This is a genomic window from Aestuariirhabdus sp. LZHN29 (assembly GCF_049985285.1).
Classification (GTDB): domain Bacteria; phylum Pseudomonadota; class Gammaproteobacteria; order Pseudomonadales; family Aestuariirhabdaceae; genus Aestuariirhabdus.
In genome coordinates this window covers 95,995-109,568 of record NZ_JBNIEU010000002.1, presented here as the reverse complement: position 1 = coordinate 109,568, position 13,574 = coordinate 95,995, and the positions used below count along the sequence as shown (strand labels likewise).

Below are 13,574 nucleotides of genomic sequence, written 5' to 3'. Positions count from 1 at the left end.
AAAAATCCGAGTCTAAACCAGTCGCGCGCCTACAGCGAGGCGACCCTCCAACCAGATTGAGACATCCCACACGCTTTGGAGAAACACCCCTATGCCAAAGGGGTGCGGGAGAAACGCCAGACAACAACAGAGCCCGACACCAAATGCCAGATACCCCACCAGGCGGCGACGAGCGCCATGTGCCCATTACCATCAAAGAAAGCAAAAATAATCGCCAGGCCCAGGCCGTTATTCTGAATTCCTACCTCAAGGGTGATCGCCCGCCGATCATAGGCCCTGAGCCGGGCCAGGGTCGACATCAGGTAGCCAATAGCAAGCGCCATCGCGTTATGGAAAGTCACCAGCAGTAAAACCGGCGCCATAACGGCGTTAAACAGCTGCAAGTTGCCGCCGACTCCCGCCAACACAAAGGTCACCAGCGCCAGCAGTGAAAAAATGCGCAACGGTTTCATCAACCCCTGCGCAAAGCCTGCCCAAAAATGACGGATCAGAAGACCCACCAATAGCGGAATCAACAGAATCAACAGCAGATTGAGGATAAACTCCCCGCGATCGATATCGAAGGCGCGAAGCAGCTCACTGGTGTCGCTGTTAATACCCGCCCAGAAGAGAAAATTGAGCGGTAGCATCAACATCGCTATGGACGAGGATATAGCGGTCATCGATACCGATAACGCCACATTACCCTTGGCCAAACTGGTAAAGAAGTTGGACATGCCTCCCCCGGGACAGCACGCTGCCATCAGCAACCCAAGGGCGATGCCCGGATGCATGGGTATCAACGAAATCAGCACCCAGGTCGCTGCCGGCAAAAACAACAGCTGCGCCAGCGCGCCCGCCACAATGGCTCGCGGCTGGCGCAGCACCGCAATAAAGTCAGCCACACGAAGTTCCAGCGCGATACCGAGCGTTATCAGTGCAAGAATAGCGTTGAGCACCCACTGCTGGCTCTGGTCGTACCCGATTATCGGTTCCATCGTCAGGACTCCACTTCGCTGCGAGTCTGCCTGATCATGATCTGCTCATATAAACGGGGAAAGAAACGTCCCGCAATCCAGGCAAACAGGGCAACCTTGCCCAACAGTAACCGACGCCGTTCGCGCTCCATCGCCTTGACGATAGCCGATGCGGCCTCTTCAGGACCCATCACTCGCCCGCTGGTCGCCGCCGCCAGGCCAGGGCGGGCGACGCCCTGGGCAACAGCCCCGCTCCGCTGTGCAGGCTGGGTCTGGATAAACGCCGGGCAGACCATCAATACCCGCACACCTCGCTCCAGCAACTCCGCCCGCAGCGTAGAGAGAAAGCCCTCAAGACCGTGCTTGCTCGCACTGTAGGCACTGCGCCCATAGAGGGGGGAAAAACCGGCCACACTGGAGAGCCCCACCACCATTCCCTGACGAGCGATGATCGAGGGCAGCGCAGCCTGTGTAATGTTCAGCGTTCCCATCAGGTTAATATCGATGACCCGCTTCAGCACCTCAAGATCGCTGTCGTCGAACCGACTGAAATGGGTCACCCCGGCATTATTTATCACAATATCGATAGCGTCCCATTCGGCCACTACCTGCTCGACAACCTCCACACAGGCTGAGCGACGGGTGATATCCAGCGGATAGGTCTTGAGGCGATCCTGGCCCAACTCTCCCGCGAGCAACTCCAGGGCCCTGGTATCAACATCGACCGCAGCAACCCGAGCACCTCTACCAAGCAGTTGCCCACAAAGAGCCTTGCCCAGTCCGCCACTGGCACCGGTAACCAGAACTACTCGATCCGCAAGCTGATACATCTGTTAGTTCTCCGCACTGCCGGTGATCCACACTGGAGTGCGTATCATCGGCCTGTTATTCTTTTTTGCAGTGTAGGAGTTCCCCTCCCTCCCTGTCATTAACTCAGGTTAACCCCATGCTTTACCCCGATGCCTATCGTATCCTCAGCAACTTCGCGCCCATACCGACGCACCTGTGGGTCGATCTTGAGGCCGAAATCGGCGAACTACCGCTGCACAAAGGGGATCTGCTACTGCAACCCGGGGAGCAGCCGTTGATGGCGTATCTGGTCTGCGAGGGTCTTTGCCGTACCTACTACCTGTCTCACGAGGGGAAGGAGTTCACCAAGCACTTTCACGGCCCGGGCGACTTGCTGGCCCCGCTTGCGGAGCTGCTGCAAGGCGAGCTATCACGAGGCTTTATCCACGCGGTAACCCCGGCGCGGGTACTCACCCTGCCCTACCATAGCCTGACCCGACGCTATCAAGAGGATCGTTGCTGGCTGGAGTTGGGGCGACGGCTTGCCGAGTATATCTTCTTACAAAAAGAGGCGCGGGAGTTTGAGCTACTGCAACTCAGTGCTGACCAGCGCTACGACCGCTACCTCGACCGCTTCGCCGTGCTGGCCGAAAAACCACCGCAATACATGATCGCCTCTTATCTGGGCATCACTCCGGTCGCCCTCAGCCGCCTGCTTTCGCGCCGAAAGCGAGGCTAAACCTGTTTAGGGATCGCACTCAGGTAGATGCCAATGACCAACATCGCTATCATCGATATCTGGGCGCCCATATAGATCAGTGCCCAGAGCCCCGGAGACTTGTTATTGTTGGCCGCACGGGTGACGGTCACACGATAAAAAATGGTGCTTGAAAAATAGAGTATCAAGCCACCAATCCCCCAGAGGATATAGCCGTAAGGGTAGAGCAGGAAGCTCATAAACAGGTAACTGGGAGAGGTCAGTAAAACGTAGGTTAACTGGTTGTGATAATTCATAATTCGCCAATTGTTGTTATTGTTGCGGTGAATGGCCAACGCCTGCCGATGCTATCAGTGGCCAACACCCGTGCTAATTAGACCTTTTGCTATCAGCCACCGCTGCGCTTGGCGTCAAAGCCCTGTTTTTTCAGCTCTTCCACCAACGACGCGCAGTGATCACCCTGAATTTCTACCACACCATCCTTGACTGCACCGCCCGTCCCGCATCGCTGTTTGAGTTTTTTGCCCAGCTCTTTTAGCTCTTTCCCGGCAAGCGGAAGACCACTGATAATGGTTACAGTTTTTCCGCCACGCCCTTTGGTTTCACGACTAACTCTCACCTTACCGTCACCCGGCAGAGATTCGCTGCCTGCCGAGGGGTCTTGCTTAACACGCCCACTATCGGTCGAGTACACCAGCCGACTATTACGTTCTTTCATCCCTTACCCCTGTGTTAATAACGCCCGCAGGTCCAAAATGGCGGCATTAGCCCTGGAGATATAGGACGCCATCACCAGAGAGTGGTTGGCCAGTACGCCGAAGCCGCTGCCATTGAGAACCATCGGACTCCACATGGTTTCCTGAGTGGCTTCGAGCTCACGAATTATCTGGCGCACCGACACCAGTGCATTTTTATCCTTAAGGACATCGGCAAAATCTACTTCGATCGCCTGCAAAATGTGGATCAAGGCCCAGGCACTGCCCCGGCTTTCATAAAACACATCATCGATCTGCAACCAGGGCGTTTTGACGACGATCTCATCACTGGTCTGGGTCGACTGGGTAGCGCTGCGATCCCCTGCCAGATCGGTGTTGATACGCACCTTGCCTACACTGGCACTGAGGCGCTGGGACAGGCTACCGAGGCGAGCGCTGACATCCGCCAACCAGTTGTTCAAGTTGTCCGCCCGAGAGTAAAACTGGGCGTTGGGTTGCTGGGGATCGGAGAGCCGATCCAGATACCGTTTCAACATGCGAATGCCACGCCGGTACTCTTTTTCTGAAGAGGGCAGCATCCAGCTGTTGGCATCAAAGTTAAACTGGGGCTCGGCGATGGCCAGATCCGGATCCTCCTTGGACTGGCTTTGGGAGCGACTCAGGTCCTTGCGCATACCCCGGGACAGGTCACGCATCTGAATCAATACGCCGTACTCCCAGCTCGGCATATTGTCGATCATCAACCCTGGGGGAAACAGGTCGTTGTAGAGGTAGCCACCGGGCTTATCCAACAGCGTCTCGGCCACCCTCACCAGGGTCGCCGTAGTCGTGTAACCGGACACAACCTGGCGTTGCTGCTCAGCGGCCATCCGGGTGGCGTTTTCCCGCACAGAGAAGGGCCCGGGCTCGATGCTCCAATAGAACCCCAGCACAATCACCAGTAGCAGATAAAGCAGCACCAAAGCAAAGATCACCTTGCTAACAAAGCTGCCGCCCAGGTAGGCGCGCGCATCTACAGAAAAATCTGTCCATCGATCCTTGAGATCTGTCAATGCCATCGTCGTTTTATCCTCTATGGGTCAGTGCCGCTAACCGGCCGTTAGCGCAACAAGGCTAAGTGTAGTCCTTGGCAGCGGATGGTATCACACCATCCACCGGGAGCTAGCCGCGGGTACCCGGTTTCTGTTGAATACGCACCCGGGGCCGAGATCCAATTTCAATATTTCCACGAAGTCGTGCCGATGCGCCTTTTTGCATCTGCTGGAAGATCCATCGCCCATCAGCGTCATTCGGCGCAACAATAAGGAAGAATGCCTGCCTCTGTTCCACCTTGCGCCCGATCTCAGCCAAAAGCGCCGACAATTTCGAGCTGCGCTGTTTTAACTCTCCTCGCTCAAGGGGAAATTCATCGGCCGAGGACTGCACCGCACCGGCACTGGCGAGTCCTGCCTGTGCATCAATAACTTTTTTTGAGTTAGGCAACACCATGCGCGCACGGTCGAGATAGGTTTGGGCTTTGGAGCGATCGCCCCGTTCAACTGCGGACTTGGCCCAGCCCAGATACCTGGCAACGATCCGCTCCAGGCCCTGCTGCGCCTCCAGGTTTCCCGGCTGCAGCCGCAGCACATCCTTGTAGCGGGCGAGAGCGTTATCCCCCTCGGGGGTGGTTAGCTGCTGACGTGCGTAGGCCTCATCGGCTTCGAGCAACAACCAGGCGATGCGTGATTGCAGACGCTGCTGCTCCGACAGCGGATCAACCGCAGAGGCCTGCCCGCTTCGCGAAAAATCCATGGCGCAACCGGAAACGGCCAGCACTCCCAGCAACATTAACACTCGAACAGCAATCACCCCTGCAAACTCCCCATCTTCGATAATTCAACCCTCATTAACTCATCGCCCACGGGATGCCGTCAACATAGAGTGGCGCTTGGGGCTCGACTTCGGGCAGGGGCCCGGTAAAAATGTCGACTCGAGGGTAGCGATCGCCATCGAAATGTAGACTCGGATCATCCGCTCCTGACACCGGCTGTGGTAGCATTGAAAACTTGTCACGGGTTTCGGTGTCCTATTAACGGTCACCGCTGAGACACCACTGAATCCCAGCTGATAGCGCCCTAACCACCCTGTACGAGCCGTAATGAGAATCACACGTCACCTACTTATATTATTTGTTGTCCTGTTTGGTCATTCCGCCCACGGCGCGGCATTTGGAGGTCTGTTCGGCGATCCCCAGTCCGGTGCGGGAGAGTTTCTGCCTGTGGATGAGGCGTTTCAGGTAAATGGCACCCTGGACGGCGATCTCGCCAATATTCACTTTACGGTTACCAAGGCCCACTACCTTTACAACAACCGCTTCAAGTTTGTTACCGTCGATGGCGGCACCCCGTTGCATCCCGCCCAGTTACCCCCCGGCAAACCCAAATACGATCAGTTCCAGCAGCAGGAACTGGAGGTCTACACCAGCGACGTTACCATCCCCCTGATCATCCCCCAGGCAGGTGATTTCCTTGAACTGGATGTCACCTTTCAGGGCTGCGCAGACGCCGGACTGTGCTATCCCCCCCATACCGTGCGCATTGCGCTGCTGGATCAACCCGGAATAACTCAACCCTCCCTAGCCAGCGTCGCCACGGACACACCCGGTAGCGAAGATCAACAGTTCACCCGCCTGCTCAGCGACAGCAGCTGGATGGTGGTGATCGGCCTATTCCTGCTGGCCGGCCTGGGGCTAACCTTCACCCCCTGCGTACTGCCTATGGTGCCCATTCTTTCCAGCCTGATTGTCGGCAATGGCCAGCATCCGCCCAGCCGAGGACACACTATCGCCTACAGCAGCGCCTACGTGTTGGGTATGGCCCTTACCTTTGCCATCGCAGGAACCCTGATGGGGTATTTCGGCGCCGGACTGAACCTGCAGGCAAAACTGCAGTCACCCTGGGTGTTAATCCCCTTTGCCGGGCTCTTTGTTTTGCTCTCCCTATCCATGTTTGGCTTTTACGAGCTGCAACTGCCCAGTTCCCTGCGAAACCGGGTACAGAGTCTCAGTGATCGCTCGCGAGGGGGCAGCCTGGGGGGCGCACTGCTGATGGGCGTGATCTCTTCACTGGTCGTATCCCCCTGCGTCACTGCCCCACTTGCCGGTGCCCTGGTGTATATTAGTGCCACCGGAGACGCTCTACTGGGCGGGTTTGCACTGTTCGCGCTGGGTCTCGGCATGGGCATCCCGCTGCTTCTGCTAGCCGTGGGCGGGGGTAGTTTATTGCCTAAGGCCGGCGCCTGGATGGAGAGCGTTAAAGCCGTGTTTGGCGTTATGCTGCTGGGCGTCGCTATCTGGATGCTGGAGCGGTTGCTGCCCGGCCCTGTCACACTCATGCTGTGGGCTGCCTTGCTGGTAGTATCGGCCATCTACATGGGTGCCCTCACATTCCACGGCCAGAAAGGGTGGCAGGCTCTGTGGCAGGGGCTAGGGCTGATCATGTTGATCTACGGGGGCTGCCTGGTCATTGGGGCTGCTCAGGGCAATGTCGACCCCCTGCGTCCTCTGCAGTTTAAATTTGCAGCGGCGAGCAGCGGATTACCCTCCCAGCCGGCGTCCGAACTCAAGTTTTCTACCATCACCAGTCTGGCGGGCCTGCAACAGGCTGTCGCAACCGCTGGCGACCAGGGCCAGCCGGTGTTCGTCGATTTTTATGCCGACTGGTGTATATCCTGCAAAGTGACTGAAAGAGAGATTTTTCCGCTCCCCGAAATTCATAGCCAGCTGCAGCGTTTCACACTGATCCGGGCAGATGTCACCGATAATCAGGCCGAACAGCAAGCGCTACTCAAGGCGTTTAACCTGTTTGGCCCCCCCGCCTTCCTGTTTTATGACCGCCAGGGCAACGAGATAACCAACCTGCGCGTGCAGGGTGAGCCCTCCGTATCCTCACTCAGGGATACGCTGCGCCGGGCCCTGAGTGAGAGCTGACCCACACAAAATCTGACTCCTGGGTCACGCTTTATCCCTATAAACCAAAACCAGATCACATTTACCCTCTATGTAACTGCCCGGTAACCTCCTGTTACACGCCAGTTATGGACATTTGGCTGCAAGATCGGTCAAAATCATCGCTATTCACCACAGTGTTTTAACCCGTCCCGCTAGAGACCCCTGTCCATGGCAAGCATCCTCGTACTCAATGGTCCCAATCTGAACCTGCTGGGCACCCGAGAGCCTGCAATTTACGGTGCCGACACCCTGGAAGAGATTAACAGCGTACTGGTTCGTCAGGCCCAGGAGGCGGGACACCACCTACAGTGCCTGCAAAGCAATGCGGAATACGAACTGATCGAACGTATCCACGACGCTCGCCGCGAAGGCATTCAGTTCATCATTATCAATCCGGCGGCCTTTACCCATACCAGTGTCGCCCTGCGCGATGCGCTGGCAGCGGTGGAGATCCCCTTTATCGAGGTGCACCTGTCAAATGTGCATCAACGCGAGCCATTTCGTCACCACTCCTACTTTTCCGATCTGGCCATAGGGGTGATCTGTGGTCTTGGACCCCAGGGATATGAACTCGCACTTCAGGCCGCCCTGAAACAGATCAATCAGGGCGAATAGCGATTACCCGCAGGCGTCACCTGCCCCCACTACTTAACAAAGAGACTGACCATGGACATCAGAAAAGTAAAAAAACTGATTGAACTACTCGAAGAATCCGGTATCGACGAACTGGAGATCAAAGAGGGTGAGGAATCCGTTCGCATCAGCCGTAACTCCGGTCGCGGTATGGTAGCGGCAGCACCGGTGGCAATGGCTCCAGCAGCCCCCGCGCCGGTTGCAGCGGCTCCAGCGCCAGCCGCTCCGGTTGAAAAAGAGGCAGCTCCCGCCACGTCCGGCCACCAGGTGACCAGCCCGATGGTAGGAACCTTCTACAGCGCACCATCTCCCGGTTCAGCGAATTTTGTTGAAGTTGGCCAACACGTCAAAGTTGGTGACACTCTCTGCATCGTCGAGGCGATGAAGATGATGAACCAGATCGAGGCCGATAAATCCGGCGTCATCGAGGCGGTGTTGGTAGAAACGGGCCAGCCGGTTGAATTCGGCCAATCTCTGTTCACCATCGTGTAATTCGTCCACCGACCAGGACAGGATCCTACCATGCTGGAAAAAGTGCTTATCGCCAACCGAGGCGAAATTGCCCTACGCATCTTGCGAGCCTGCAAGGTGCTGGGCATCAAAACCGTTGCCGTTTACTCCGAAGCTGACCGCAATTTGAAACACGTGCGACTTGCCGACGAGGCTGTCTGCATCGGCCCCAACAGTCCATTGAATAGCTACCTCAATATACCGGCGATCATTGCCGCGGCCGAGGTAACCGACTCCACCGCCATCCACCCCGGCTACGGTTTTCTTGCAGAGAATGCCGATTTCGCCGAGCAGGTCGAGCGCAGCGGTTTCAAATTTATTGGGCCCAGTGCAAAAGTTATCCGTCTAATGGGGGACAAAGTGTCTGCCATTGAGGCAATGCGCAAGGCGGGAGTACCGACGGTACCCGGCTCCAATGGCGCCCTTAACGATAACCCCGAGCGAACCATCAAACTTGCCCGCGAAATCGGCTACCCGGTTATTATCAAGGCGGCTGCTGGTGGCGGTGGTCGGGGTATGCGCGTTGTCCATGGTGAAGCGGCCCTGCTCAGCTCCATCACCATCACCCAGAGTGAAGCCCAGGCAGCCTTTGGTGACGGCACCGTGTACATGGAGAAGTTCCTGCAAAATCCTCGTCATGTCGAGATTCAGGTACTGGCCGATGGTCAGGGCCATGCGGTACACCTGTTTGACCGTGACTGCTCTTTGCAGCGTCGTCACCAGAAGGTTCTGGAAGAGGCTCCTGCGCCGGGAATCCCCGACGACATACGCTTGAAGGTGGCCGACAGCTGCGTGAAGGCCTGCATCGATATCGGATACAGTGGTGCCGGCACCTTCGAATTCCTGTATGAGGATGGCGGTTTCTATTTCATCGAGATGAACACCCGTGTTCAGGTGGAGCACCCGGTCACCGAGATGATCACCGGCGTTGATATTGTGAAAGAGCAACTGCTGATTGCCAGCGGCGAACCGTTGTCGCTGAAGCAGGAGGATATCAAGATCAATGGCCATGCGTTCGAGTGCCGCATCAATGCCGAAGATCCCAAGACGTTTATGCCCTGCCCCGGTACGGTAACCCGTTACCACTCACCAGGTGGATTCGGCGTTCGTACCGACTCACACCTGTACAGTGACTATACGGTACCTCCCTACTACGACTCCCTGATCGCCAAGGTCATCACCCATGGTGACACCCGCGATGTGGCGCTGCGCCGTATGCGCCAGGCGCTGGAGGAGATCGTAATCGAAGGTATTCGCACCAACATCCCGTTGCAGCAGGATCTGGTTCGTGACGCTGCGTTCATCACCGGCTGCGTTAACATCCATTACCTTGAGAAGAAGCTGTCCGACTAATCATCGAGCAGTGATCGCCAAAAAAAAGCCCGATATTCTGTCGGGCTTTTTTTTGGACTTTTTATTGGGATTTTGCCATCCCGTAAATTTATGACCATTCATCACAAATTACAGATCAATGCTTGCGGTGTGCTTCCAGCAATACCATCAGCTCGGCTTCCGGAATAGGACGACTGAAAAGAAACCCCTGCATGGAATAACAGCCTTCGTTCACAAGGAACTCTCGCTGGTATTCAGACTCGATTCCCTCGGCAACAACCGTCAACCCCAATGTTTCGGCCAGCACAATAACCGCGCGGGTGATCGCCCGATCCTGACTATCTTCGGCTATATCGAGAATAAAAGAGCGGTCTATTTTAAGGGTGTCGATGGGGAATCGTTTGAGATACGCCAACGACGAGTAACCGGTTCCAAAATCATCCAGCGCAACCGTAGGACCCAGCTCCTTTATTTTGTCGAGGATTGAGAGCGCCTGCTCCGGCTCGTGCATTAACATGCTTTCGGTGAGCTCCAGCTCCAGCAATCGCGGATCAAGCCCGGATTGCTGCAACACCGTCTCGATACGCTGGCACAAATGGGTATCATTAAACTGACGAGCCGACAGGTTGACCGCCACCGACAGATTCATGCTATTACCGCTGTTGATGCGCACCATAGCGTTGCAGGCTTCCTCCAGCGCCCAGGCTCCAATCTCCGTAATCATTCCGCTGTCTTCGGCAATCGGAATAAACTCAACCGGTGATACCAGCCCTCGGGTTGGGTGGTTCCAGCGAATTAACGCCTCCACCCCGATCACGCGAGAGTTTTTCAGTGCAACCTTGGGTTGATAAAACAGTTCAAACTCATTACGAGCGCAAGCCTGACGCAACTCCCCTTCCAACGATAGCCGCTGATGTGCCGTTGAGTTGAGCGCACTGGTGTAAAAACTAAAGGTGTTCTTCTCCTCCATCGCTTTAAACAGTGCCGCCTCGGCGTTACGAATCAACGCCTGTACATCATCTCCATCCTGGGGTGAAACCGCGACGCCAATACTGCAGGTCAGGTTTACGCTCAGGGTTCCTAAATCCATCGCGCGCGACACCGCTTCCATTACTTCACGGGCCTTGGGTGCCACATCGTCAATGCTGGCAAGGTCACTCAATACGATGGCGTAGTTGTCGGATTCCAGCCGCGCCACCGTGTCCCCCTGGCGAGTGACCGCCTCCAGTCGCTGCCCGACGCGTTTCAGTACCTGATCGGTTACCGCCACCCCGACACTCTGGGTCAGCATACGAAAGCGATCCAGGTCGATCATCAGCAAGGATACCACCTGTCCACGGCGCTTGGCCTGAATCAATGACTGGGCCAGGCGGTCGCGCATCAACGCCTTGTTGGCCAGGCCGGTGAGGAGGTCGTAATTGCTCAGTTTTTCCAGCTGGTGCTCATGATTTTTACGCTCGGAGATATCGCCGATGACGGCGATATAATGGGTCACCCGACGGTCGCTGTTGCGCACCGGCGCAACCGATAGTTCACACCAAAACAGGCTGCCATTGCGATGGTAGCCACGCATCTCCACCGTAGCACTCTTACCCTTTTTCAGAGCCTGACGTACTTTCTCCAGCGCGGAAACATCGACGTCGTCTCCGAGCAAGTGGCGTGCATCTTTGCCTTTCATCTCGTCAAGGGTGTAGCCGGTAATCATCTCAAACGCCGGGTTAACGTACACCACCGGCAGATCCGGCTGGGTCATATCGGCGATAGCAATCCCTTCACCCGCAGCAGAGATCGCCCGCTGCATTAGCTCCAATTGGGTTTGGGTTTCACTGCGCTCGGTGATATCGAGTAGCGTACCGACTACCGATGCTTCTCCCTGGTATTTGGTGCGAGCGCCGTAGACATCTACCATCACCCGGGCTCCATCCTTGCGCAGTCCCACAAAGTCATAGTGTATGCTGTTCACCTCTCCCTGCATTCGCCGGGACAGGTTCTGCTCGACCCGCTGACGATCCTCTGGCGCTACCAGCTCACGAACCGTTTTTTCGCCAACAATCTCTCCACAGTCATAACCAAATACCCGGTGCATCTCGGGGTTTGCATAGACAAAACGACCGTTCTGGATCATGTAAACACCAACCATCGAATCATCGGCCAGAGATCGAAACTGAGCTTCACTCTCCTTTAGTGCCTGACGAGTGCGCAGCATTGACAATCCAAATGCCAGGTCCTCGGCCAACTCCTCCAGCAGCTTGCGCAGTTGAGGGTCAAATGCCTGCTCCAGGCCGCTCAGTATCCACAAACTACCCTCGATATCCTGCTCAACATGAACAACCGGTAGTACGATGGCACTGCGTATCTGCTCGGCCTGCAGGCTCGCAGGCATTGCCGCCCCTTCATCATCGGGTAATACCAATGAGTTGCAGTTGCGGGTTTCGCGGGCCCGGTTCGAACACCGAATCATCTCCGGGTCACAATGGATTGTGGCCATGGCTTCGGCGCGACTGCCCGCCACCATCAAAGGCTTCATCGCATCGGCTTCGCGCACACCAAACCACACCAACTCATACTCTCCCAGACGGGCGATCATCTGAATCACACTTTCGAGTAGCTGTTTCTCGGAGACCGAGCGCACCAACGCCTGATTGCACTCAGACAACATGGTCAGCATATTGTTGATACGGCGCAGGCTGGCTTCGGAGTGATGAAGCTGGGAGAGATCCTCCTTCATCGCAACATAATGGGTCACGCACCCGGTTTCATCCTTGATCGGCGCAATGGTTTGGTTTTCCACCACCTCGCGACCATCACGGGCCCGATTGACCAGCACCCCCTTCCACACCTCACCCGATTTTATGGTGGCCCACATATCACGATAGACATCGGCCGGGGTCTGCCCGCTTTTAATCGCCCGTGGCGTTTGCCCCCGAAGGTCCCCCAGGCGATACCCCATGCGTTCGGTAAAGCTTGGGTTAACGTATTCAATCACCCCCTCGGCGTCGGTGATTACCACCGCCGCCGGCCCCTGTTCAACCACCTGGGAGATCATCATGAGCTGGCGGTCATCACGCTCGCGCTGCAATTCGGCGGCGGCGCGAGAGGAGAAGATCGTGAGCAGGTTCTCCACTCGCGATACATCCTCCAGCGGCCTACGCGACAGCACCACCATTATGCCCAACACAGCGCCCGACGAATCACACAGGGGAGCGCCCACGTACCCACGAATGTTCTTTTCCGTCAGATCCCTGTCCCTGGCAAAGGTACGGTGAACGTTATCCGGATAAGTGCACATGCCGGTATCGAGTACATTTTCGCAGGGGGTATCGGCCAGCAGGTAGGTGAAATTTTCCGACTCCTGGCCGTCCGCGTAGACTGCGCAGGTAATAATGGCATCGCCCTCATCCGACAAGCGACCAACAAAAACCATGTCGACATCCAGCACCTGTGCCAGATGAAAGGTCAGGGCTTTAAAAAAGGGTTCACCGGTTTCGGCCGAAACCCCCTTGGCGATATTCCCTAGCTGCTGGGATAGCTCCTGACGTTCACTGACGTCAATGGACAGCCCACTAACCCCTTCGATCACGCCGTTGGCATCAAACCATGGGCTGTAGTGGGTTTCAAACCAGCGGCCGTGAACCTGGCTGGTATCACTGCTGTGGATCCCTTTTAACGCCTGGGAGATGCCCCGCAACTTGGCTTTGCTATCGTCAAACAGGCTCGCTGCCGTCTGCCCGATCCAGCTCTGCTCACTGCCGCCAAAAACGGTCAGTGCCTTCCCCTCCACGTGCACAACCTTTCCTGCACGATTGACCACCCACACCAGTACCGGCAGGTGGCTAAGCAGGTTTTGGGTCTGCTGACCCACCGCCAGGTCATGGGCGTTGGTATTATCGGTGTCGGTCATAATGTCAGGTTACATTTAGTGCAATCATACG

At 56.3% G+C, this 13,574-nt stretch carries 12 protein-coding genes; 5 read left to right on the top strand and 7 right to left on the bottom strand.

What is annotated here, in order from left to right; all coding sequences use genetic code 11:
- Window positions 1-89: 89 nt before the first annotated feature.
- Both ACP3PW_RS07140 and ACP3PW_RS07135 read right to left on the bottom strand, forming a co-directional pair.
- Window positions 90-977 (bottom strand): bile acid:sodium symporter family protein, encoded by an 888-nt coding sequence (locus ACP3PW_RS07140; RefSeq protein WP_426416005.1) that lies wholly within the window; start codon window positions 975-977, stop codon window positions 90-92.
- Between the two features lie 2 nt (window positions 978-979).
- The gene (locus tag ACP3PW_RS07135) at window positions 980-1,786 is read right to left on the bottom strand and encodes an SDR family oxidoreductase (RefSeq protein ID WP_426416004.1); all 807 of its coding nucleotides are present in this window, start codon (window positions 1,784-1,786) and stop codon (window positions 980-982) included.
- Between the two features lie 116 nt (window positions 1,787-1,902).
- On the opposite strand from ACP3PW_RS07135, the gene ACP3PW_RS07130 reads away from it, so the two are divergent.
- Window positions 1,903-2,484 carry a Crp/Fnr family transcriptional regulator gene (locus ACP3PW_RS07130; protein ID WP_426416003.1) on the top strand — a complete coding sequence of 194 codons (582 nt, stop codon included), beginning with the start codon at window positions 1,903-1,905 and terminating at the stop codon, window positions 2,482-2,484.
- On the opposite strand, the gene ACP3PW_RS07125 is transcribed toward ACP3PW_RS07130, so the two are convergent.
- From ACP3PW_RS07125 to ACP3PW_RS07110, 4 genes are all read right to left on the bottom strand, one after another.
- The gene (locus tag ACP3PW_RS07125; RefSeq protein ID WP_426416002.1) at window positions 2,481-2,759 is read right to left on the bottom strand and encodes a hypothetical protein; all 279 of its coding nucleotides are present in this window, start codon (window positions 2,757-2,759) and stop codon (window positions 2,481-2,483) included. The two genes, ACP3PW_RS07130 and ACP3PW_RS07125, sit on opposite strands and share 4 nt — an antisense overlap.
- Window positions 2,760-2,851: 92 nt before the next feature.
- A complete protein-coding gene (gene yciH / locus ACP3PW_RS07120) occupies window positions 2,852-3,181 on the bottom strand; it encodes a stress response translation initiation inhibitor YciH (protein ID WP_426416001.1) in 330 nt (109 codons plus the stop codon).
- Between the two features lie 3 nt (window positions 3,182-3,184).
- Window positions 3,185-4,237 (bottom strand): DUF2333 family protein, encoded by a 1,053-nt coding sequence (locus ACP3PW_RS07115; protein ID WP_426416000.1) that lies wholly within the window; start codon window positions 4,235-4,237, stop codon window positions 3,185-3,187.
- A 103-nt stretch (window positions 4,238-4,340) separates the two neighbouring features.
- Window positions 4,341-5,027, bottom strand: coding sequence for a hypothetical protein (locus ACP3PW_RS07110; RefSeq protein ID WP_426415999.1), 687 nt, complete (start codon window positions 5,025-5,027; stop codon window positions 4,341-4,343).
- 289 nt (window positions 5,028-5,316) lie between these two features.
- Between ACP3PW_RS07110 and dsbD the strand changes: the two genes are divergently transcribed.
- The 4 genes from dsbD to accC all read left to right on the top strand — a co-directional run bounded on the left by dsbD (window position 5,317) and on the right by accC (window position 9,663).
- The gene (gene dsbD, locus ACP3PW_RS07105; protein ID WP_426415998.1) at window positions 5,317-7,146 is read left to right on the top strand and encodes a protein-disulfide reductase DsbD; all 1,830 of its coding nucleotides are present in this window, start codon (window positions 5,317-5,319) and stop codon (window positions 7,144-7,146) included.
- Between the two features lie 189 nt (window positions 7,147-7,335).
- Window positions 7,336-7,782, top strand: coding sequence for a type II 3-dehydroquinate dehydratase (gene aroQ, locus ACP3PW_RS07100; protein ID WP_426415997.1), 447 nt, complete (start codon window positions 7,336-7,338; stop codon window positions 7,780-7,782).
- Window positions 7,783-7,833: 51 nt separating this feature from the next.
- On the top strand, window positions 7,834-8,292 hold the full coding sequence (gene accB, locus ACP3PW_RS07095; RefSeq protein WP_426415996.1) for an acetyl-CoA carboxylase biotin carboxyl carrier protein: 459 nt from the start codon (window positions 7,834-7,836) through the stop codon (window positions 8,290-8,292).
- A gap of 30 nt (window positions 8,293-8,322) precedes the next feature.
- Window positions 8,323-9,663 (top strand): acetyl-CoA carboxylase biotin carboxylase subunit, encoded by a 1,341-nt coding sequence (accC, locus tag ACP3PW_RS07090; RefSeq protein WP_426415995.1) that lies wholly within the window; start codon window positions 8,323-8,325, stop codon window positions 9,661-9,663.
- Between the two features lie 115 nt (window positions 9,664-9,778).
- On the opposite strand, the gene ACP3PW_RS07085 is transcribed toward accC, so the two are convergent.
- Window positions 9,779-13,543 carry an EAL domain-containing protein gene (locus ACP3PW_RS07085; protein ID WP_426415994.1) on the bottom strand — a complete coding sequence of 1,255 codons (3,765 nt, stop codon included), beginning with the start codon at window positions 13,541-13,543 and terminating at the stop codon, window positions 9,779-9,781.
- Window positions 13,544-13,574 lie beyond the last annotated feature (31 nt).